The organism is Parasphingorhabdus halotolerans, assembly GCF_012516475.1.
GTDB classification, from domain to species: Bacteria; Pseudomonadota; Alphaproteobacteria; order Sphingomonadales; family Sphingomonadaceae; genus Parasphingorhabdus; species Parasphingorhabdus halotolerans.
The window spans coordinates 1,064,337-1,086,654 of sequence record NZ_CP051217.1 but is presented as its reverse complement, the minus strand read 5'-3'; the positions used below and the strand labels follow the sequence as shown (position 1 = coordinate 1,086,654).

Below are 22,318 nucleotides of genomic sequence, written 5' to 3'. Positions count from 1 at the left end.
TGCAGTGTCCGCCGTAGCCGTCATAAAGGTAATCTAGATGGAAACACGTTCCAATCATATTCTCGTGGGTGTTATCACCCTTGCGCTTTTGGCCCTGGTTGCCGCCTTTCTGGTATGGATTGTCCGGTTTGGCGACGGTGAGCAAAAGGAATATGATATCTTTTTTGCCCAATCTGTAGGCGGATTGGCAAAGGGAACCGGCGTCACATTTGCCGGCGTTCCGTCAGGTCAAGTGCTCGCGGTTGAACTTTGGAAGAAGGATCCCGATTTCGTGCGCGTCCGCATTGCCGTGAGTGAAGAGACGCCAATTTTGCAAGGCACAACGGCTACCGTCCAAAGCGTTAGCTTTACGGCACCGCCTAATATTCAGCTTGACGGTGCCAAAAAAGGCGCGCCGCCGATAACCGAGCTTGGTCCGGAAGGTGTGCCGGTTATCCCCACCAAGCCGGGAGCATTGGGTGAATTGCTCAACAGCGCACCTTTGGTGGTAGAGCGTCTTGCGACATTGACAGACCGGTTGACGTTGCTTTTGTCGGATAAAAACCAGGAGTCGATAGAAGGCATTTTGAATAATACCAAGCAGCTCACCGGGAGCTTGGCCGATCAGGCACCCGGAATAGAAGCGGTGATGGCAGAATCCCGGATCGCTATTCGCAATGCAGCACAGACAGCGGAGAAATTGTCCGCCGTTGCAGATAGTGCCAACAGCTTTTTGAACGCCAATGGCGAGCCACTGGCAAAAGACCTGAGCAAGACTTTGAAAGCGGCAGAAAAGAGCATGGCCGCGCTGGATGCTGTTTTACAGGAAACACGTCCGGGGCTGAAACAATTGGGAACCAAAACGCTGCCGGAAGTCGATCAGCTCGTAGAAGACATGCAGGCTTTGACGCGATCGATGACTTCGGTCAGCGAGCGGATAGACCAGGGCGGGGCCGGTTCGCTGATATCAGCGCCGGCACTTCCAGATTATGAACCGGGCAAATAAGGGGCAGGACGATGAGATTTCATAAGAGATTGCGACCTTTGGCAATGGCAACAGGATTGGCATTGCTGGCTGGTTGTGTCAGCTTTGGCGGCGCAGAGCCACCGCCATTTTTGCTGTCATTGACGCCGGATGCAACGGTCAATGCAGGGGCATCGCTAAGCGGCCCGAAATCCGGATCTCTGGTGGTTCGCCTGCCAGTCACGCCGCAAAAGCTGAACAATTTGCGCGTACCGGTGCAAACCAGCAGCACGGCCATTGCCTATTTGAAAGAAGCGACATGGGTGGATAAACCGGCCCGGCTCTTTCAGGATTTGCTCAGCGAAACAATCGCGGCAAAAAACAATCGACTGGTGCTGACTGCGCCACAAGCTGGCGGCACTGCCGAAACATATCTGGCAGGCGAGCTGGTTAATTTTGGTCTCGATGGGCCGAGCCTGAAGGTGACGGTCACTTATGATGCGGTGAAAATCCGTGAGGGGCAGCCGGTTGAAAAACGCCGATTTGAGGCAAGTGAAACGGTATTCGCAGCCGAAGCAGGCCCTGTTGGAGAGGCGCTGAATACAGCGGCTAACAAAGTGGTCAGCGAAGTCGCCCAATGGGTCGGCTGATTTAGCCAAAGCTAGCCTCGCACGCTGGCCCTGTTTAACGCAGGTTTTCACCAACCCGCTGTGGTGAGCGGGCTTTCGATCGCCTTGTACACACTGCGCTCTTCAATAAAAACCGGCGACACTGATATGCAGCGCCGCCGGCTTGGATCATTGTAGAAAAGCGGTTTCTTCTAGAATTCGTAACGAACACCAAGCTGTATCCGCCACAAGGATGCGGAGAAATTCTGGAAGTTCGTATCGTCAGGAGAGAAGCCCTTCAGCACATAACGGCCCTGATTATCAACACCGCCTGTGATTAACGGGGTCGTATAGTTGCGTGAACGGAAAAGGTTCGCGCCGCTATCGATCAAATTCAGGAGATTATTAAAGTCAGCAAATAGCTGGATTTTATCTTCGACACCAAACAAACGTCCGGGTCCTGGAAGATCCTGCGAAATACGCATATCAAGATCGAAGAACCAATCGTTGCGGCAGGAGTTGCGCGCGATCGACATTCCGCGATTTCTCGACAGACATTTGTCGCCGTTGATATAGGCATCAAGACCCGCTTGCGCTTGGGCAGCGGTTTGAACGACAGCGCCATTGACGACGTTATTGACGTAAACAACGTTCGGATCAGTCGGCCCTGTTGGAACATAAAGCAAAGCATTGTCGTTGCCAGACGCAGAGTCATTGAATACCGCCCCGTTGTCAAAGGTCACGCTGTAAGGCCGACCGGAACGGGCGACAAACACAAAGCCCAGCTGGGTTGCAAAATCACTGAAAAACTCTTCGCGGAAATTCATCGCCCAGGTAATATTGTGGCGCGATTCATATTCCGAAGTAGCAACAGCGTTATTCTGGCGATCAAAAGATGCGACGATATCATAGCTCGACGTTGCCGTGGAGCTCGCGTTGTACCGGTTATTGTCAGCTTTGGTCCATGCATAGCCGAGATTAAAGCTTACACTGCCATTGTCAGTGATGACGCCACTATTCCAACGTTTGGCCAAACGAACCGATGCTACGTGGCTGTTGAAATCCGCCCCGTTTGTCAGCTGGATTTCATCATCGCGACTTGTCGCAAAACACGGAGCATTGACCCCGGTATAGACCGGAGGAACACCGCCGGGATATGTGAGCGACGCGTTACAACCGGTATTGTTCGGATCAATCGCGCGATAGATAGGACGTCCGTCAACGGTAAATCCGTTGAGGCCCTGGGTCACGTCGATCACCTGCGAAAGATCAGCGAAATCGGCGGGGTTGCGGAAGCGGCTGAAAATATAGTCGAAGTTGAATTTCCAGTCGCTGAAAAAACCGCCACTCGTTCCCAAGGTCGTAGACAATCCAAAGTTAGCACGAAGGACGGTTGGAGTCTTGAACTCGGGGCTGGTGGACTGTGCATCACCCAGTCCGCGGGCTGCAAAGTTAATTCCGGAATTGACTGCGCAAGTGGGCGGAGTAGGCACGGAACCGTTGGTCGGGACGGCTAGCTGAGTACCTGGCGGAACGCAACCTGATACACCGGTTTGACCCTGACCAACGCCAAAGCCGTTATTCTGGAAGGCGTTGGAGAGCCATACACTCGGATCACCCCCGGTAAAGAGTCCGACACCGGCGCGAACCTGGGTATCGCTCAAGAAGCCTGAATTGAACAAGTCATAGGTCGCGGCAAAGCGCGGCATGAGCACCGGATCAACCTTGCTGAATGCATTGGCGTTAGTAAAACCATAGCGGGTCAGGAAGTTCGGGTTCGGTGCTGGTGCATCGCCGTCAAGCCAGTCAACACGCGCGCCAATTACCAATGTCAGTTGATCCGTCGCTTTCCATTCATCCTGTGCATAGACGGAGAAAAGTCCGCGACGCCAATTTGCCGCTGCATCATTGACATCACCCGAAAATGAATAATTGCCATAGAAACCTGCTGACACAGAGTTGGGATCACGGTTGCCAAGCACACAAAGGGCCGGGTTGTTTGCGCCAACAATCTGGTTTGCCGTTGGGAACGTATTGGTACCGCAAGCCAGACGGCCAGCCTGAAGATCGGCTGCATTTGCAAATGTATAGGTTCCGTTGGCATTCTGAACGAAAAGATTGAACACTTTGGTGTCGTTCAGTTCTGCGCCGAGCGTCAGATTGTGATTACCCGCTTCCAGATCTGCCTTGAACTTATACTGGTTGATTTCGGTTTTTAGATCATTTGCCGTCCGTGAAAATCCCGGTCCGAACACCAGTGAACCGGACTGGCCATTGTCGGGATTGGTCACGCCGACAACGATACGAGGGATCGGATTAGCGTTTTGGGCTTCACCGCCGCCGATAGGATCCTGAAGGTCTTGGACTTCCGCGCGCGATGCGCGGATTTCAGTAGAAAGCCGGTCGGTCCAGTTCGAGTAAAGACGTGCAGAATAGTAGTTCGACTTCGTGCCGGAAGTGTAGAACGTGTTGTTTCCAGAGTAAGTGCGATTTGATGTACTCACATCATCAGAATTGACACTTGCTTCGTCGAGACGCTGGTAGGTTGCTTCCAACCGGTGCTGATCGTTGATCACCCAGTCAAGACGCCCAAAGAATCGGCGGTTGGATTCTGGCAGGCTGCGCGTTATGCCGCCAGATTCAATGCCGAAATTCTGACGGACAATATCGGAAATATTGTTAAACTGCGCTTCGGTAACGAATGCGAGTTCGGTGCCAAAGCCTGAACCAATGGGCCCGACAACCTGGTTTGAACCGAGCTTCGCTTCTTCATAACCGAAGGAGAAGAAAAGGTGATCAGGAATAATCGGTCCCGAAAGGGTGGCGCCGTAACGCTTCTCGTTGAACGGATCGAACTGGAGCTGCTGGCCATCAAAATTGTCGCCCTGCAATCCGCGGTCAGAATAGGTGAAAAAGGCGCTGCCGTGAAAATCGTTCTGGCCCGCTTTGGTCACCACGTTGATGGCACAGCCAGTAAACGCGCTATACTGTACATCATAAGGCGCAAATTCGACCGACGTTTCTGCGATCACATCAAATGGCAGCGGCAGTGAATTACGGGAAGCAAACGGCGTTCCGTTGAGACCGTAAACATCGGACTGGATGATACCATCAACTGAAAAGGAGTTTGAACGGTCATTGCCGCCAAGACAGCTGACACGGTCGTTTGAACCAGCACGGTCAAGGCTGACACGCGGGTCGATCCTGATAAAATCTCGAATGTCACGAGTGATCGATGGGAAAGCTTCCAGCGTTGCCTCGCCGAAAGACTGTCCGGGGCCGATAGCCAACTGGCTGATGGCAACGCGTTCGCCGGTGACAACGATAACGTTTTCCATCGATCCGCTCGAGAGCGTGAAACCAAGCTGGGTGTTGCCCTGAAGATTGATCGTGACATTTTCAAGCGTTTGTCCTTCAAATCCGGAAGCGGTCGCGGTTACGGAATATGGCCCGCCGGTGGTTAGGCTTTCCGCACGGAACTGGCCGGAAGAACCGGTCGTGATGGAGCGTTGCGCACCCGTCCGCGTGTCGGTCACAACAACTGTTGCGCCTGCAAGAGCATTGCCGTTATCATCCCGGACAGTGCCCTCAATTCCAGAGGTAATCTGCTGCGCAGCAGCCGGCGTTGCTATCATGCCCACAGCGGAAAGACTAACCACGCTGGCTGCTAATAAATACTTGATTTTCATTGATTACGTCCCTGTATTGAACTCAGTTGGAAAACTTACCTGTCAACTCACACCGAATCATAGTGAGAGCCCCTCTAAAAACAGGCATCCTCTAGGCTGCTAAAATGACAGTTTTGTCTCAATCGCAACGACTTTATGTTGCGCTGCACGATTTGAATTTTACCCACAGTTTTTCAGCCGTGATCGGGTTGCTTCATAGAAGCGCGCTTCAACACTTAGTGATTACTGAATTTTTTCTTTGATCAAATGCAATATCTGCACAAATTGATCCGCCATTTGCGCTTTTGACTGTGACGAATTTACAACGATGTCTGCATGGGTCTGGGACGGTTCAACATATCTATCGTGCATTGGCGCTACCTGATCTGTGAAAACCTGGCGCACTGATTCGGCCGTGCGTCCGCGCTCTTTTACGTCGCGCGAGAGCCGTCTTGCGAAGCGCGTTTGTTCGTCACATTCCACAAAAACTGACAAGTCAAACAACTGCCGCATCGGTGCATGATGCAGTATCAATATACCATCGACGATGATCACGGCACGCGGTTCGGTATATTCTGTATCGGCTTTGGGTAGATGGGTTGGGAAGTCATAAAGTGGGCGGTTGATGGCCTTGCCCTGTTTGAGCATTGTAAGCTGAGCGCACATATTGTCGAAATCCACGGCATCGGGATGATCAAAATTGGGTCCGCCTTTGCCTGCCGGCGCGTCGCCTAGGCCGAAGAAATAATCATCCTGCGGCAGAAGTACGCTTTTTGCAGGCCCAAGCGCTTCCAGGAAGTTGGCAGCGAGGGTCGATTTACCGGAACAACTGCCGCCGCTAATGCCTATTGCAATGGGCGGCTTTGCCCTCAGTTTCATGCAAGCCCGATTTCGCGCAGGCGCTCGAGCAGATAGTCATGCGCGGTGATCGGTTCGGGATAGAGATTGGGATGGCTATTATCCACGCAGTCCGGCAACGTTTCGATGAGATAGTCTGGCCGGAAGTGTAGGAAAAAAGGCATGGAATAGCGCGAATGACCCCGCCGTTCCGGAGCCGGATTGACGACGCGATGGGTTGTGGAGGGAAGGCGATTGTTGGTCAGTCGCTGCAACATATCACCGATATTAACCGCAAGCTCGCCCGATTTTGGGGAAACAGAACGCCAATTACCTTGTTTGTCCAGCAGTTCAAGGCCTGCTTCTTCTGCGCCAATCAGCAAGGTGATGGTGTTAATATCTTCATGCGCGGCGGCGCGGACGGCGGGGGAATCTTCCGGCACAGGCGGGTAATGGATCAGCCGCATCACCGAATTGCCATCTTGCACTGTTTCTTCGAAAAAATCGGGTGATAATTTCAGATAACGTGCGATCGCTTCCAATATACGTCCACCTGCCTTGTCGAACGCGGCAAACATTTCGGTGTAGACTTCGCGAAATTCGGGTAGTTCAGCGGGCCAGATGTTGGGAGACATGAAACTCTCAAACGCGTGTCCCGCCGGCAGTTCCCGACCAATATGCCAGAACTCCTTGAGATCATGCAGCGTGGCGTCCTTGGCGACTTCCGTGCCAAAAGGTGTGTAACCGCGTGCTCCACCGTCGCCCGCTATGTGATAAGCGCGCTTGGTTTCTTCAGACAGCGCAAAGAAAGCACGCGACATTTGCTCGGCCCGGCCAATCAACTCGTCAGAAATGCCATGATCCGAAACAATAGCAAAGCCCCAGTCCTCGAAAGACCGGCCAATCTCCTCGGCGAATATCTCGGGATTAACATCCGCTTTGGCCAGAGAAACGGATGAAAGCGTGTCGTTCATGGTCGTCATAAAATTAGTTTGCCTTGGGACTGACGGAACATCATCCTAGCTGGTCACGCGACCGACAGCAATATGCCCGCAAGCGCCGCACTCATAAGATTGGCGAGCGAACCCGCCGCCAAAGCGCGCAAACCAAGCTTGGCAATAACCGGACGCTGGTTCGGCGCGAGTCCGCCAGTGACCGCCAGTTGTATTGCGATACTACTAAAATTAGCAAAACCGCACAGCGCGAATATCACAATAGCATTGGTGAGCGGGGAAATGCCTTCCTGCATTTTACCCAGTTCGATAAACGCTACAAATTCGTTGAGTACGACTTTAGTGCCAAACAGTCCGCCAGCATTGAGTGCCTCGTTCCAGGGGACGCCCAGCAAATACATGATCGGAGCAAAGACATAGCCGATGATCTGCTGGAAACTAAGGTTCGGTTGTCCGAACCATCCGCCGATTCCGCCAAGCACGCCATTGGCCAGAGCGACCAGCGCCACGAAGGCCAGTACCATCGCACCGACCGCTACTGCCAGTTTTACACCGGTTTGCGCGCCCATTGCGGCAGCCATGATGATGTTGGCGGGTTTCTCGTCTTCATATTCCACTGCAATGACCAGCTCTTCCGGTGCTTTGTCTTCCGGATTGTCGGGCATGATGATTTTGGCCATCATGATCCCGCCAGGGGCAGACATGAAAGCGGCGGCCAGCAGATAATCAATGCGGATGCCCATTGCAGCGTAAGCGGCGAGGATGGTCCCGGCTACGCCCGCCATCCCAACGCTCATCACGGTGAACAGCTGTGATTGGGTTAGAGTAGCGAGATACGGGCGGATGACCAGCGGCGACTCAGATTGGCCAACGAAAATGTTGGCCGCAGCGCAAAGCGATTCAACTTTCGAAATACCGGTAATTTTCTGGATACCGCCGCCGACCCATTTGATGATGAACTGCATGATGTTCAGATAATAAAGGATCGAAATCAGCGCAGAGAAAAAGATGATCACTGGCAAGGCCGCAATGGCAAAACTGGTCCCGCCCATGTCAGGACTGGCGAGCGGGCCGAAAATGAAATTCGTGCCTGCAGAAGCATAGCCCAGCAGGTTGGATACACCGCCAGCCATCGCCGCAATCACGTTCTTGCCAGCCGGCACATAGAGCACCAATACTGCGATACCGGCTTGCAACGCGAAGGCAGCACCAACAACGCGCAGCCGGATGTTGCGGCGCCCGGTCGAAAGAGCGAGAGCCAATAGCAGGATGAGCAGCATCCCGCCGATGCTGGCTAATATGGAAGTCATACGCGCTCTACCATGTCACTTTTCCTTCGTTATCCGTGCAGGCTGCTTTCAACGATTCCAGCGCGCCGTCAATATTATCCTCGACAATCAGTTGTTTGCGCCGTGCGGTGGACATGAAGCCGTTTGTTTCGACCGAATCCAGAAACGTCACCATGGAATCCCAGTAATTGGCAACGTTGAGCAAGCCAAAGGGTTTTGCGTGATAGCCCAAAGCATTCCAGGTCCACGCTTCAAAGAGTTCGTCCAGTGTTCCGATGCCGCCGGGCAGGGCGACAAATGCGTCACAGAGCTCTGTCATCTTGGCCTTACGCTCGTGCATGTTGCGGACAATGAAGAGCTCCGTCACGCCGGTATGTGCGACTTCGTGGTCCTTGAGCATATCGGGAATAACACCATAAACTTGGCCGCCGCCATCAAGAACAGCGTCTGCTATAATACCCATTAGACCTAGTTTACCGCCGCCATAGACCAGATTGATGTTCCGCTCTGCCATAGTCGCGCCCAGTTTTCTGGCAGTGTCAGCAAAGACCGGATTGGTTCCGGTCGCTGATCCACAATAGACCGCAAGATTTTGCATAAGATGCTCCCCGTTGAAGGATTCGCCATATAGGGGCTCTGCAAGAGTTTGGTGCCTTTTTTTTTCTGGCCAACCCGTTATGGACAGCAAATGACAAATGAACCCACTTCGATTTCCGTCCCGCGCGGGCTTTTCATAATCTCGGTGCTCTATGGCGGGATGGCTAGTCTCGCCGGAATTCTGGGCAACAAGCTGGTTTCGCTGGAACCGCTGCCATTGGCCGTTGAGGCCGGGATATTTGCGTTTATCCTGCTGGTTGTGTTGTCCAGTGCCACGGCTGAAATTTACGGTCGTGCAACGGCCAACCGGCTCGTTCTATTTGGTTTCATTCCCATCATCGTGTCGATGATATTGATCCAGCTAGTTCTGGCATTGCCGCCGGCATCCTTTTGGGAGGAAGAAAAACGGGACGCATTTGACATCATTCTCAATCAATCGACCCGGCTGATGTTTGCCGGAATATTGGCTTACGGCGCTTCGCAGCTACTCAACGTTTTTCTGATCACCAGATTAAAGGGTGAATCCGGTCGTTTCTTGTGGTTGAGAAGCATGATTGCGGGCGTAACCAGTCAGGCTCTTGATACGCTGATTTTTATAACTGTGGCATTTTATGGTGTGGTCCCGCTGATGAAAATCATGCCAGGACAGTTGCTGGCGAAAATAGTTTTGTCCGCAGCGTTCGTGCCGCCGCTGGTTTATGCTATTGTTGCCCTGATCAAGCGGTTAGACGCGGAAAAACCGCAATAAAATAAGGAGAGAATAGGTTTGAACTTCATATCCAGGATTAAGCGGGAAGTCGGATTTACCATAGCGCTGAAGCGCTTGATGAAGAATGTTGAAGGCATTGATCGCGATTCGGATGTGCTGATCGCCGATGATATCGAAGCTAGCGTCGATGCGCATCGGGGCAATGTAGCGTTTATCTTTGGTAACAATATGCAGACCTATGCGGAGTTCGATGCGCGAGCAAACCGTATCGCGCACTGGGCGTTGGGGCAGGGCTTTCAGGCCGGTGATGCAGTGGCATTGTTCATGGAGAATTGTCCCGACTACGTCACGACGTGGTTTGGCTTAACCAAAGTTGGCGTCGTTACGGCGCTGATTAATAGCAATCTTGATGGCTCAGGCTTGGCCCACTGCCTTAATATCGCTTCTGCCAAAGCGGTGATCACCAGCGCCGATCTTGCGCGGCGCGTTGCTGGTATTAGTGGTCACCTCGAAGGCAAGCCCAGTCTGTGGGATTGGGATGGTGTAGTTGGCGAAGATCTGAATTCGGCGCTTGCCGGGCTTCCCGATGAGCGCCCGGATCGCAAGCATCGCGCGCATTTGCGCGGGCATGATCTATTTCTATTTGTCTATACATCCGGCACCACCGGATTGCCCAAAGCAGCCAAAATTTCCAACATGCGCGCTCGCCGGAGTTTCCGGATTGGAATTACTACCTGCAATCTCACGGATCAGGATCGTATTTATATCACGCTCCCGCTTTACCATGTAACCGGCGGTTTTGTTGGTCTTGGCGGCGCACTGCTGAGCGGTGCGACAGCTATTTTGCGGGCGAAATTTTCCGCTTCCCGATATTGGGATGATGTGTCGGATCATGGTGCAACCGTCATCGTTTATATTGGTGAGCTTTGCCGCTATTTGCTCAACCAGCCTGAGCACATCAAGGAGCGTGCCCATAAAATTCGCACCGGTATCGGCAATGGATTGCGGCCCGATATATGGCAGAAGTTTGTCGACCGGTTTGCTATTCCCAAATTACTGGAGATTTACGGTTCTACCGAAGGCAATGTTTTCTTGATGAATTTTGACGGAAAAATCGGCGCAGTTGGGCGGATCCCAAAATATCTGGAAAAGAATTTTGGTGATGTTCGCATTGTCAAATTTGATGTGGTTTCGGAAGAGCCAGTGCGCGGCGATGATGGCCATTGTATGATTGCTGATCTTGGCGAGCCGGGCGAGCTGCTGGGACGGATCGACCAAAATGGCCCATCTGATTTCTCAGGCTATCACGATAAAAAAGCGACCGAGAAAAAGATTTTGCGCGATGCTTTTGAAAAAGGGGACGCCTGGTTTCGCACCGGTGACCTGATGAGCAAAGATGCCGAAGGTTATATTTATTTCAACGACCGGATAGGCGATACATTCCGCTGGAAAGGCGAAAATGTGGCAACCAACGAAGTCGCCGAAGCGCTATCGCAATATCCGGGAATCGAGACGGCCAATGTTTACGGTGTGCCGATAAAAGGGACGGACGGAAAAGCAGGCATGGCATCGCTGACGGTGGACGAGAGTTTTGATATTGACGGGCTGAAAGCTCATCTTGCTGGCGCGTTACCGCCTTATGCGGCTCCGGTTTTCATCCGTATTCAACCGGAAGCGGATACCACCGGTACGTTTAAATATCGGAAAGTGGAGCTGGTCAAAGAGGGTTTTGATCCCTCTCAAGTTGATGACCCTCTGTGGTTTTCAACGGCTGGTAGCGATGCGTTTGAAGCGCTGGATGCCGATGAATATTCGAAGATACTGGGTGGAGAGTATCAGTTTTAGGCTCTGTTTTGGCTTTCGATTTGACGCCGCCAGACAGCCACGCCCGCACTGGGCAGATTCTCTTCCCCGATCAAAAATTCAGTGGCGGCGCTGGCAAGGTTTAAATCGCTCAAACTTAATGCTTCTATGCCGTGGTTAAATGCAAATTGGAGATCGCCAAGGCTCCGCAAGCGAAGGTCTCTTGGCAATTCACAAATGCCGACATCTGCATCAGAAGCCATTTTCATAAAGATTCTTCTCAGCAGCTTTTGGGATGGCCATGCTGCAAGATAGTTGACGCCATTTTTTCCAAATAAAATGCCGCGCTCATCAACAAGCGTTTCGCTGGGCACCAAGTCCGTCTCAACATCCTCAATCCAGCGCGAAACATCATGGTCATCGCCCTTTTCGGTCAAGCCGGGTCGCAGGCTTTGCACGCGCTTGATCTTTAGCGGCAAAACGTCCTGCAACGCGCCGGGAGGAAGCTCTGCCGGGATCTGGAAGTCAGCTGTTTTGCTTCCGGTCCTTGGGCCAAATAGAATCGGCACAGCCAGAGCCTTTATTTTGTCCACAAACGCGCTGCTGAGAATTGGCAGGCTCGGCGCAACAATCATTTTGTAACCGCTCAAATCGGCTTCATGTGAAACAATATCGACGTTGAGGCCAAGCTGGCGAAGCGCGCTATACATTTCAAAAACCAGTTCGATATAGCGGAAGCTTTGTCCCTGGGGCTGGGTTTCGAACAGCCAAGCCGCTTCGTATGCGAATATTATTGCGACGGATTTTTGCCCGTTGTTTGCTGTTTCAAGTAACGCGATTTCTCGAGCCACTTGTCGCGCTTCAACCGCGCCCTGCGCTTCTTCGTTATCCGGCCTAAGCAAACCCGCGTGCATTTGTTCTTGTGCAAACGGAGCCTGTCGCCAGCGGAAATAGGAAACCAGTTCCGCCCCGTGTGCCATGGCTTCCAGGGTCCACAGCCGGACGATGCCGTCCAGCGGTGCTGGATTGTAGCGCGCCCAATTTACCGGTCCAGGCTGTTGCTCCATAACGCTCCAACGCCCGCCGGTGCAGCACCCGCGATAAAGATCATGATGGAAAGCCGCTATATCGGGATGGCCTTGGCGCGCGTACCGCAGCTTTTCTTCGTCGCTGAACCAGAATTGTTCGAGAAAGCCGAGCGGGTAGCTATCCCAGCTGGCGACATCCAGATCCTGGCCGACCTTGTGATGATTAAATTCGGTGAAGAAGCCCATATAATTGTGAATCATGTCCCGGCCCGGCGAACGCGCGCGCAAAATATCGACCTGCAGCTTGTTGAACGAAACCACCTCGTCCGATGCAAAGCGACGGTAATCGAGAACGTGCGAAGGATTGGGTTCGGTAACGGTAAGATTCGGTGGGTCAATCTCGGCAAAGTTGCGATATTCCATGCTCCAGAAAATGTTACCCCACGCAATATTGAGCGCGCCCACATCGGCATATTTTTCCGCGAGCCATTTCCGGAAGGCCAGTTTCGCGGACTCTGAATAGCTGACAATGGTATCATGGCAGCCATATTCATTGTCGGTTTGCCACGCTACGATAGCGGGATGATTGCCATAGCGTTCGGCTAGAGCGGTGACGATCCGTTCACATTCCTTACGATAGTTGAGATGTGAGAAACAATAATGGCGGCGTGATCCAAAATTGCGTGGGTTTCCATCGGCGTCGATGGCGATCATATCCGGCATGCTATCGACCAGCCATTTGGGCGGGGTAGCGGTCGGCGTGCCTAATATGATTTCGAGACCTACGTTATCAAGAGTGTCAATAGCGCGATCGAGCCATGCCCAATCATATCGACCTGGCTCAGGTTCGATCCGGCTCCATGCAAATTCGCCAATCCGCACTTGCGACAGGCCGATGTCTTTCATGCGGCGCGCATCATCCACCCAGATATCTTCCGGCCAATGTTCGGGATAATAGCAGCAACCCAGTTTCATATTTTCGCTTTCATCAGGCTAGTTTCTCAATGGCAATAAGCCATGCTGTTTCAGGATGGGTGAGGGGCAGGGCGATCCCGCGCTCGCTCAGCGCCACACCACTCATAATAATGCCATTTTCCCATAGTTCCCGATTGGCGAGATATTGTGATGCTTTCCCCGGCCAAGGCTTTGGCAGCGCGATTTTATAACGCGCTTGGCTGTCCAATCCAGTTAGTCTGATGGGTGCGGCATTAAAATTTTCCGCAAATCGGGTCTGTGCGGCGAAGGCGATTCCTAGTTTCCCGTCGTTCACCATTTGACTAAAAACACCTGGATCGGGATGATGTAGCCTGCGGAATTGCCCTTGATGCAAAACATTGCGCCACTCCTTGTAGAGCGCAATATGCGCGCGCAAAATCTCGCGCTCGTTCTTTTCCATTTCGGCCGGATTGGCCTCAACCCCCATATGCCCAAACAGCGCAACTTTGGCGCGAAAATCCATATCGGTGCGTCGCCCGGTAATTGGATTGGGCGAGGGACCGACATGGTTGCCCAATATTTCCAGCGGCAAAAACCGTGTCCAGTTATCCATGATGCGCAGGCGTTCGATGGGATCATTATTGTCGCTTGGCCAGATGCGGTGGCAGTGCTCCAATATAGCAAAGCTCACCCTGCCGCCGCCACTGGAGCAGCTCTCGATTTCGACCTTCGGGTATTTTTTTCGCAGGTTTCGTAGCATGCGATCAATGGCAAATTGTTGCAGGCCGTTGTCGGGGAAAAGCCGTCGGTTATGGTCCCATTTCAGATAAGCGATATCGTTTTCGTCGAGCAAAGTGTGTAACGCATTTTCGGTATAGACAAAGGCATCCTCACAGCTCAAATCCAGAACAAGCTGGTTTCGTTCGGTCGGACGATGATTGCTATCGCCATGCAGACACCAGTCGGGATGCGCGCGATAAAGGTCGCTATCGGGCGACACCATTTCCGGTTCAACCCAAAGCCCGAAATCCATATCGAGACTATGGATATGATCAATTAGCTGGGTCAGCCCTGCCGGAAAAATAGCCGCGTCAACCTGCCAATCGCCAAGTCCGGCGTTGTCGCTGCGACGGCCCTTGAACCAACCGTCATCCAGTACAAATCGCTCGACCCCCAGTTCCGCCGCGCTGTTGGCAAGTGCCTTCAGCCGTTGTTCGTCCATATCAAAGCCCAAAGCTTCCCAACTGTTGAGATGGACTTTTCGTACAGGCCATTTTGCTCGCTCGGGCAAGATATTGGTTCGAACATGATCATGAAAAAGCTGGGAGAGATGGTCCTGATCATCGCCCAATATAAGGGTTACAGCACCGAGGTCTGTAAAATCTCCAGCCTTCAACGCAATGCCCTGCGGCAATACCCGTGCTTCTATTGACAATGCAGCCCGACCATCCTGATCACGCAGGATATGAGCGATGTGATCACCGTTTGACGAGGCATGGATTCCGAGACGCTGAGGCGTGCCATCACCGCCAAATATTAGCCAGTTTCCGGCGTCAAATCCGGGCTTTCCATTCGCCGACCGCATTTCGATGCCCTGATTACTGATCTGCGTGAAGGTTTCCTGCATCTCCCGTGCCCAGCGGCCGGGAAAGGCTATGAAGTTTGTGGACGTTGACGGCAATGGCATGGAAAGGGAAGTGGCTGATTGCAGGATGATATCGCCGTTGTTATCGGCGGTGAGCTTGGCAGCGACAGTGATCGTCCGGCTGTCAATAATCGCCCAGATCATCTCCACTTGGAGCCCGGTAACTCGTTCTGTCCAGGTCGCCATCATGTTGCGGCCACCCGCATTGATTTGAGCCAACTGAAAATCGCAATCGATTTCCCGTCCATCATTCCAGATACGATAAGCGGGGCGGCCAGCGTATCCATAGCGCCTTTGCGGCAATAGTCCTGAAACTGGAGGATCGTTGGGCTGGTTCTCATGCTTGCCGAAATGCCCGGACCGCGCCAGAGCATTCAGATCTTCATCAAATGGTAGTCGCGGGCCAAGATAGACCAGATCGATATTCTCGAGACCAGCGGCGACAAAAACCAGCGTGAGGTCTTCGCCATCTATTCGCCATGTTTGTCCGATCTCTATCATCGTCAGACTAGGCGATGAATCGCAAAGCAAAGTCAATCGCAATTCGGCTTGGCAATCGGGATAAGCATCCCTAACCTGTTCCCATGCACGGCAAGTGCGACGGGGAGCGTTTGTGTTAGAAAATTTACCGACGACGAGCGGAATCCAAATTCTGGTCTTCTTTGTTTTGACAGCCATTGTAGGCGTCGCAACCTGGGCGAAAGTCCGGCAGGCAAAGGTCCATGACGGTTCCAGCAAGGATGTGTTTCTGGCAGGGGGCGGCCTGACCTGGCTGTTTGTCGCTGGCTCGATCACGCTCACCAATCTCTCCACTGACCAATTGGTGGGCATGAATGGCAACCAGATGCTGCTCCTCGCATGGTGGGAAATCTGCGGATTTGCGGGCCTGCTTATCCTGGCATTTGTCTTCGTGCCGATTTACTATCGCAACAATTGCACGACCGTAACCGAGCTTCTGGAAAAGCGTTATAAGGGCAAAAGCATCAGAACATTGATCTCGGCGCTGTTTCTGATCGGCAATATCCTGATCTATCTTCCCGCTGCGCTTTATTCCGGTGCGCTCTTCATGCAGTCCCTGTTCGGCAGCGATCTGCCGCTTTTATATTTCGCAGGTGCTCTCGCGATAGTTTCGGCCGCTTACACGATTTTCGGCGGTTTGCGGGCGGTGGCGGTCATGGATACCTATTCCGGCGTTGGCATTCTCGGCCTTGCTTTGCTGATCGTGGTTCTGGCGCTGGCGGCGGTGGATTATGATATTGTAACCGATGTCCCAATGGAACGTCTGACGATGATCGGCGGACCGGATTCACCCATTCCGTTCCACACATTGTTCACGGGGATGATATTTATCCAGATATTCTACTGGTCGACCAACCAGAATATCACCCAGCGTGCGATGGCCGCACCGACGGTGAAGGAAGCGCAGAAAGGCGTGATGGTCGCGGCACTCATCCGGATCCTCATCGTGCCGCCAATTGTGGTGATTCCAGGGATCGTGGCGTTCAAGCTGTTCGGGGACGTCGGCGATGCTGCTTATGGGCGGCTCGTTGCTGAGGTGCTGCCCGGCTGGTTGTCTGGCGCCTTTGCAGCGATGGTCGCTGCGGCAGTCATCACGACTTTTAGCGCCGTGCTGAATAGTTCGGTCGCGCTTTATTCGGTTGATTTTCACGAGCAGTTTATCGGTGAGGTAAAAGATCACTGGAAACTGGCGGCAGCGGTTTCTGTACTTCTCACAGTAGTCGCAATCTTCCTCGTGCCGCTGTATCAAAATGCCGAAAGCATCATCAATTTGCTGCAACAATTAAACGGCCTGTTGTCGATGCCGATCCTGTCGGCCTTCATTGCCGGACTGTTGTTCCGCGGGGTCGCGGCTCCGGCGGCGGTCGGTGGTGTCATCTGGGGTGTACTGCTCTATGGCCTCTTCACTTTCCGGCTGGAACCGGAAGGGATCATTACAATGCACTATATCGATTTCATGGTGGTGACGCTGGTAACGTCGGTAATGGCGGCGCTGTTTGTAAACCGCTTTCTGCTCGGCAACCGCGCAAAATTTGCGGGCTTTAAAGAAGCGCTGCAATAGCGATGTTTGATACGCCGCATCGCCGCTTTAATCCGCTCAACGGAGAATGGATATTAGTCTCGCCGCAACGGATGTCGCGGCCATGGCAGGGCGCGGAAGGGCAGGTGGCGAACGCGCAACCGTCGTACGATCCGGAATGTTACTTATGTCCCGGAAACAAACGCGTTACCGGCGAGCAAAACCCGGACTTTGAACATGTCTTCGTGTTCAAAAACGACTTCGCGGCGCTGATGGAGGATGTCCCGGAGGCGCAAAACCATGACAGCCTGTTCCGCGCCGAGACGACTTCGGGCGAATGTCATGTGATTTGTTTTTCACCCGATCATGGAAAATCCCTGCCGGAACTCTCGCAGAGCGAGATTGGAAATGTGATTGACGCATGGATTGCGCAATCAGCCAGGCTTGGCCAAAAATATCGTTCTGTGCAGATATTCGAGAATAAGGGCGCGATGATGGGATGTTCCAATCCGCACCCCATGGCCAGATATGGGCGACAAGCCATTTACCCGGCGAAACCGCGATTGAGGATGAAAAGCAGCGCAAATATTTTGCGGACCACGCCAATCCGATGTTGCTTGATCTCGCCGAGCGGGAGGCAGAAGCAGGTGAGCGTGTTGTCGCGCAAACCGAACATTGGTTGGCAATCGTCCCCTATTGGGCGAGTTGGCCGTTTGAAACCTTGCTCTTGCCGCGCTTCGCGGTGCAGCGGATTGATGACTTGCAGCGCAATCAACGTAGTGATCTCGCTGACATTCTGGGCAAGTTGACGGCGCGATATGACAATCTGTTCCGTACCAGTTTTCCCTATTCCATGGGCTGGCATGGAGCCCCTTATGGTGATGAGGATATCTCCCACTGGCAGCTTCATGCGCATTTTTATCCGCCACTGCTCCGCTCTGCGACGGTGCGCAAATTCATGGTGGGCTATGAAATGCTCGCTGAAGCACAGCGCGATCTGACGCCAGAAAAGGCGACGGAAATGCTACGCGAGGTTAGCGATGTGCATTACAGCAGTCAGGGTTAAGACCAGTGGACCGGCGAACACAATTGGTCGAGCGCGTCACGCAGGCTTTTTTGCAGGCTTATGGAAAGCAGCCGACTAGGCTTTTCGCTGCACCGGGCCGGGTCAACCTGATCGGCGAGCATACGGATTATAACGACGGTTTCGTGCTTCCCTGCGCGATAGATTATGAAACGATAGTCGCCATCAGTAGCCGGGATGATGAGCGGATGCTTGTGCTTGCCTGTGATGCGGGAAATGCCGAGGACAGTTTTGATCCCGGCACTGTATTCGTGGCGCAGCCGGAAGAATGGAAGAACCATGTGCGCGGGGTTGCGGCAAGCTTTCGTGAGCGTGGCCATGAACTGGCAGGAGCAAATGTCGCGATCGCCGGGAACGTGCCGCGCGGGGCCGGCCTGTCTTCATCGGCTTCGCTTGGTGTAGCCCTCGCGACCGCCTTTGCCGAAATGAACACACTTGCACATCTGACGCCAACAGATTTCGCGTTGATCGCACAACAGTCGGAGAATGATTTTGTAGGATGTGCTTGCGGGATCATGGATCAGCTGGTGTCCGCGCGGGCGATGGCAGGCTCGGCGCTGCTGATCGATTGCCGGTCCCTGGATGCTCGGCCCGTGGCGATATCGAGTGACGTGGCCGTGCTGATTGTTCATTCGGGGATTGAACGGGGTTTGGTGGACAGCGCCTATAATGAACGCCGGTTCCAATGTCAGAATGCAGCCAAACACTATGGAGTGGCGGCGCTGCGCGATTTGGATATGGAACAGATGGAGGCTTATCGTGGTAATCTGGATGCTCTCAGCTATCGGCGCGCTCGTCATGTGGTCGCGGAAAATGCGCGGACACTGGATGCGGCAGAGGCGCTTTCGTCTGGCAACATCGACCGGCTATCGACGCTAATGGCGGCGTCTCACGCTTCGATGCGGGATGACTTCGAGATCACCACACCGGAGATTGACGGACTGGTAGCGATGATGGGAGACCATCTTGGCGCATCCGGCGGTGCGCGCATGACTGGTGGTGGTTTTGGTGGTTGTGTGGTGGCTTTGGTGGCGCGAGACAAGTTGGATGGACTCAAGATGCTGGTCCATGAGCGTTATCGAACACCAGATGGAAACCGGCCACGGATGTTCCAGTGCACGGCCTCCTCCGGTTCCAGTAGAATCGCCTGAATGACGGGGCCAAACAGATGCGGATAGACAACCGGACGGCACGGTGGCTTTGGTTGAGTGCCCAAGGCCTCGCATCCAGCCCGACCGGACCGCTGGATGTACTCACAATCATCAGGGATTTGGGCTTCGTGCAGCTCGATACCATCCGCAATGTTGCGCGCGCGCATCATCATATACTCTGGAGCCGCAACCAGAATTATCGCGAGCCCATGCTCAACCGGTTGCTTGCTGACGAGCGTTCGATTTTCGAGCATTTCACTCATGATGCTTCGGTTCTGCCCATGGATTTTTATCCGATGTGGAAGCGACAATTCCGCCGATTGCAGGAGAAGATATCGCGGTCTAATTTTTATAGCTCACCGCTAAATCAATCAGAAATAGCGGCGATCAAGCAGCGAATTGAAAGGGAAGGCCCACTATCGACCCATGCCTTCGATACCAAAGTCATTGGCAAAAAAAAAATGTGGGCGCGACCGCCGCATAAGAAGGCGCTGGATCATATGTGGTATGCAGGCGAACTCGCGACATCCCACCGCGAGAATTTCACCAAATTTTATGATCTGGCGGAACGGGTTATTCCTGATGAGCATTTATCGCATGAAGTATCGGACGCGGCGCAAATTGACTGGCTCTGCCGGGAAGCGCTGGACCGTCTCGGTTTTGGATCAACCGGCGACATTCAAAGATTTTGGGCGGCAGTGAGCGCCAAGGAAGCGAGGGATTGGGCCAAGGAAAATGCGGGCGAGTTGGTGGAAGTGGAATTGGAAACGGCGGATCGCAAGTGGATAAAGGCTTTCGCCCCGCAAGACATTGACACGCGGATAGCCAGACTTCAGCCACCGACCTCGCGGTTGCGGATATTAAATCCGTTTGATCCTGTAATTCGTGATAGAAGCCGGTTGTCACGACTATTCGGGTTTGACTATCGCATCGAAATTTTTGTGCCTGCCGCAAAGCGCATATGGGGCTATTATGTATATCCGTTGCTGGAGGGCGATCGGTTTGTCGGACGTGTTGAGTTAAAGGCCGACCGCAAGGCCGGGATACTGAAAGTTATCCAGATATGGCCTGAAGAGGGTGTGAAGTGGACGATGAACAGATCTGGTAAGTTACATGCTGAACTGGGCCGATTGCAGAAGCTCATCGGTGCGGCCAAAATCAATTGGCATTGTCCCGAGCCGTGATACGAGGCACTTAAAACGGATTGAGCGTATACCCTCGCTGCTGCAAAATCGCGTGCGCCGTCATCGCGGAAAGCTGCATTTTTACGCCGGGTAACAGGTCTTGATTTGTGATTCCATGCGCCGCTGCGCTTTGCCCGCATAGATGGAATTCAACGCCGTGCTTTTGTAATTCGGCAATCGCAACCGCGCTGCCATTCTCCGTGCCGTCATTTTGCGCGGCATAAAATTTGGAGTTGGTCAGATCGTGGGAGGCACCGCCGTGAATCACGATGGCAATCTTGATATTTTCTTCCGGCATGCCGGCAGCCACATGCATGTTGATAAATCGGGCGGCGCTTTCAAATGTGCGGTTGAGCTTCCCGGCATCAGCCTTGGTCGCAACGTCAAAAGCGATATTAAATTTCGTTTCTGCTGAAACGGCAACATCGGTCTGCACCTGCGCTGTTGGCCCAAAGTCTTCAAAAACCGGGCCGGTTTTGAAATTTTCCATTTGCGCCAAAGCGGGGCCAGCAAAGATGAGAGCGCTGATAAGGATCGGAATTTGAGTTTGTTTCACTAGATTTTTCCTGAAGTTGTCATTCAGCAGCGGATAAGCCATTTGAACCGGCACGGCCATAAAAATAGGGAACGGGATTGTACATAATGCGGCTTCCCCGACAACATCGTTGATAAAAGACCTTACCTAAGCCACTCTATCCAAAATCGAATCTTGTGAGGACTCCAAATCAATGAAAACCCGCGCCGCCGTTGCCTTTGAAGCCAGGAAACCACTCGAAATTGTCGAGCTCGATCTGGAAGGACCGCAACCAGGGGAAGTGCTGGTGGAGATTATGGCGACCGGTATTTGCCACACCGATGCCTATACGCTCGACGGCCTCGACAGCGAGGGCAAGTTTCCCAGTGTATTGGGCCACGAAGGAGCAGGCATTGTGCGCGAAGTTGGCGCTGGTGTCACCTCGGTTGCACCCGATGATCATGTCATTCCGCTCTACACGCCGGAATGCCGCCAGTGCAAAAGCTGCCTTTCGGGAAAGACCAATCTCTGCACCGCGATTCGCGCAACCCAAGGGCAGGGGCTTATGCCAGATGGCACCAGCCGCATGTCTTACAAGGGCGAGTCCATCTTTCATTATATGGGATGCTCGACCTTCTCCAATTTTATCGTACTGCCGGAAATTGCGGTCGCCAAAATCCGAACCGACGCACCGTTTGACAAGAGCTGTTATATTGGCTGCGGCGTCACTACCGGTGTCGGGGCTGTGGTCAATACAGCCAAGGTAGAGCCGGGTTCCAATGTCATCGTATTTGGTCTGGGCGGCATCGGTCTCAATGTCTTGCAAGGTGCCCGAATGGTTGGCGCGGACAAAATTATCGGCGTCGATATCAACGACGCGCGCGAGGAATGGGGCAAGAAATTCGGCATGACCCATTTCGTCAATCCGACCAAGATAGAAGGCGATGTTGTCGAGCATCTGGTCGAACTGACCGATGGCGGCGCGGATTATACTTTTGACTGCACCGGAAATACTGATGTCATGCGGCAAGCGCTTGAAGCCTGTCATCGCGGATGGGGCGAAAGTATCATCATAGGCGTGGCTGAAGCGGGTAAGGAAATTGCTACCCGCCCATTCCAGTTGGTCACCGGTCGCGTCTGGAAAGGCACAGCCTTTGGCGGTGCGCGCGGGCGAACGGACGTTCCCAAAATCGTGGATTGGTATGTGAACGGAAAGATTGAAATTGATCCGATGATCACGCACACGCTGACATTGGACGAGATTAATAAAGGTTTTGATTTGATGCATGCGGGTGAAAGCATTCGTAGCGTCGTGGTTTTCTAGAGTTTCA

Annotated in this window: 16 protein-coding genes and 1 pseudogene; 9 read left to right on the top strand and 8 right to left on the bottom strand. The window is 53.1% G+C overall.

Annotated elements, in window-relative coordinates; genetic code table 11:
* The first annotated feature begins 37 nt into the window (after positions 1-37).
* Positions 38-985, top strand: a complete 948-nt coding sequence (locus tag HF685_RS05150; protein WP_168818584.1) for an MlaD family protein — start codon at positions 38-40, stop codon at positions 983-985.
* A gap of 11 nt (positions 986-996) precedes the next feature.
* Complete coding sequence (locus HF685_RS05145) at positions 997-1,593, top strand: ABC-type transport auxiliary lipoprotein family protein (RefSeq protein ID WP_168818583.1); 597 nt, start codon at positions 997-999, stop codon at positions 1,591-1,593.
* Positions 1,594-1,763: 170 nt separating this feature from the next.
* Here the strand turns inward: HF685_RS05145 and HF685_RS05140 are convergent, their stop codons facing one another.
* From HF685_RS05140 to HF685_RS05120, 5 genes are all read right to left on the bottom strand, one after another.
* A complete protein-coding gene (locus HF685_RS05140) occupies positions 1,764-5,240 on the bottom strand; it encodes a TonB-dependent receptor (RefSeq protein ID WP_168818582.1) in 3,477 nt (1,158 codons plus the stop codon).
* Between the two features lie 222 nt (positions 5,241-5,462).
* Entirely contained in the window at positions 5,463-6,098 is a 636-nt protein-coding gene (gene udk / locus HF685_RS05135; protein WP_168818581.1) for a uridine kinase, read from the bottom strand.
* On the bottom strand, positions 6,095-7,030 hold the full coding sequence (locus HF685_RS05130; RefSeq protein WP_168821276.1) for an isopenicillin N synthase family dioxygenase: 936 nt from the start codon (positions 7,028-7,030) through the stop codon (positions 6,095-6,097). The genes udk and HF685_RS05130 overlap by 4 nt, the downstream gene beginning before the upstream one ends.
* 53 nt (positions 7,031-7,083) lie before the next feature.
* The gene (locus HF685_RS05125) at positions 7,084-8,319 is read right to left on the bottom strand and encodes a NupC/NupG family nucleoside CNT transporter (protein ID WP_168818580.1); all 1,236 of its coding nucleotides are present in this window, start codon (positions 8,317-8,319) and stop codon (positions 7,084-7,086) included.
* 7 nt (positions 8,320-8,326) lie between these two features.
* The gene (locus HF685_RS05120; protein WP_168818579.1) at positions 8,327-8,896 is read right to left on the bottom strand and encodes an LOG family protein; all 570 of its coding nucleotides are present in this window, start codon (positions 8,894-8,896) and stop codon (positions 8,327-8,329) included.
* Between the two features lie 90 nt (positions 8,897-8,986).
* Here HF685_RS05120 and HF685_RS05115 point away from each other — a divergent pair, with 90 nt between their 5' ends.
* Positions 8,987-9,643: a queuosine precursor transporter gene (locus tag HF685_RS05115; protein WP_168818578.1), complete on the top strand. Its 657-nt coding sequence runs from the start codon at positions 8,987-8,989 to the stop codon at positions 9,641-9,643.
* An 18-nt stretch (positions 9,644-9,661) separates the two neighbouring features.
* On the top strand, positions 9,662-11,449 hold the full coding sequence (locus HF685_RS05110; RefSeq protein ID WP_168818577.1) for a long-chain-acyl-CoA synthetase: 1,788 nt from the start codon (positions 9,662-9,664) through the stop codon (positions 11,447-11,449).
* On the opposite strand, the gene HF685_RS05105 is transcribed toward HF685_RS05110, so the two are convergent.
* Together HF685_RS05105 and HF685_RS05100 are read right to left on the bottom strand one after the other, a co-directional pair.
* Positions 11,446-13,410, bottom strand: a complete 1,965-nt coding sequence (locus HF685_RS05105) for a beta-galactosidase (protein ID WP_168818576.1) — start codon at positions 13,408-13,410, stop codon at positions 11,446-11,448. The two genes, HF685_RS05110 and HF685_RS05105, sit on opposite strands and share 4 nt — an antisense overlap.
* Before the next feature lie 13 nt (positions 13,411-13,423).
* Positions 13,424-15,517, bottom strand: coding sequence for an alpha-galactosidase (locus HF685_RS05100; protein WP_168818575.1), 2,094 nt, complete (start codon positions 15,515-15,517; stop codon positions 13,424-13,426).
* Between the two features lie 112 nt (positions 15,518-15,629).
* Between HF685_RS05100 and HF685_RS05095 the strand changes: the two genes are divergently transcribed.
* The 4 genes and pseudogenes from HF685_RS05095 to HF685_RS05080 all read left to right on the top strand — a co-directional run bounded on the left by HF685_RS05095 (position 15,630) and on the right by HF685_RS05080 (position 20,473).
* Entirely contained in the window at positions 15,630-17,096 is a 1,467-nt protein-coding gene (locus HF685_RS05095; RefSeq protein WP_168818574.1) for a sodium:solute symporter family transporter, read from the top strand.
* Positions 17,097-17,098: 2 nt separating this feature from the next.
* A pseudogene (locus tag HF685_RS16700) lies at positions 17,099-18,120 on the top strand (UDP-glucose--hexose-1-phosphate uridylyltransferase).
* Between the two features lie 5 nt (positions 18,121-18,125).
* Positions 18,126-19,289 carry a galactokinase gene (gene galK / locus HF685_RS05085; protein ID WP_211051368.1) on the top strand — a complete coding sequence of 388 codons (1,164 nt, stop codon included), beginning with the start codon at positions 18,126-18,128 and terminating at the stop codon, positions 19,287-19,289.
* A gap of 17 nt (positions 19,290-19,306) precedes the next feature.
* Positions 19,307-20,473, top strand: a complete 1,167-nt coding sequence (locus HF685_RS05080) for a winged helix-turn-helix domain-containing protein (RefSeq protein ID WP_168818573.1) — start codon at positions 19,307-19,309, stop codon at positions 20,471-20,473.
* Positions 20,474-20,483: 10 nt separating this feature from the next.
* On the opposite strand, the gene HF685_RS05075 is transcribed toward HF685_RS05080, so the two are convergent.
* On the bottom strand, positions 20,484-21,029 hold the full coding sequence (locus HF685_RS05075) for a DsrE family protein (protein WP_246218760.1): 546 nt from the start codon (positions 21,027-21,029) through the stop codon (positions 20,484-20,486).
* A gap of 172 nt (positions 21,030-21,201) precedes the next feature.
* On the opposite strand from HF685_RS05075, the gene HF685_RS05070 reads away from it, so the two are divergent.
* Entirely contained in the window at positions 21,202-22,311 is a 1,110-nt protein-coding gene (locus tag HF685_RS05070) for an S-(hydroxymethyl)glutathione dehydrogenase/class III alcohol dehydrogenase (protein ID WP_168818572.1), read from the top strand.
* The last annotated feature ends 7 nt before the right edge of the window (positions 22,312-22,318 follow it).

Coding starts and splice junctions, on each gene's coding strand:
- HF685_RS05150 (WP_168818584.1), top strand. CDS start 38: ATGGAAACACGTTCCAATCATATTCTCGTGGGTGTTATCACCCTTGCG.
- HF685_RS05145 (WP_168818583.1), top strand. CDS start 997: ATGAGATTTCATAAGAGATTGCGACCTTTGGCAATGGCAACAGGATTG.
- HF685_RS05140 (WP_168818582.1), bottom strand. CDS start 5,240: ATGAAAATCAAGTATTTATTAGCAGCCAGCGTGGTTAGTCTTTCCGCT.
- udk (WP_168818581.1), bottom strand. CDS start 6,098: ATGAAACTGAGGGCAAAGCCGCCCATTGCAATAGGCATTAGCGGCGGC.
- HF685_RS05130 (WP_168821276.1), bottom strand. CDS start 7,030: ATGAACGACACGCTTTCATCCGTTTCTCTGGCCAAAGCGGATGTTAAT.
- HF685_RS05125 (WP_168818580.1), bottom strand. CDS start 8,319: ATGACTTCCATATTAGCCAGCATCGGCGGGATGCTGCTCATCCTGCTA.
- HF685_RS05120 (WP_168818579.1), bottom strand. CDS start 8,896: ATGCAAAATCTTGCGGTCTATTGTGGATCAGCGACCGGAACCAATCCG.
- HF685_RS05115 (WP_168818578.1), top strand. CDS start 8,987: ATGACAAATGAACCCACTTCGATTTCCGTCCCGCGCGGGCTTTTCATA.
- HF685_RS05105 (WP_168818576.1), bottom strand. CDS start 13,410: ATGAAACTGGGTTGCTGCTATTATCCCGAACATTGGCCGGAAGATATC.
- HF685_RS05100 (WP_168818575.1), bottom strand. CDS start 15,517: ATGATAGAGATCGGACAAACATGGCGAATAGATGGCGAAGACCTCACG.
- HF685_RS05080 (WP_168818573.1), top strand. CDS start 19,307: ATGCGGATAGACAACCGGACGGCACGGTGGCTTTGGTTGAGTGCCCAA.
- HF685_RS05070 (WP_168818572.1), top strand. CDS start 21,202: ATGAAAACCCGCGCCGCCGTTGCCTTTGAAGCCAGGAAACCACTCGAA.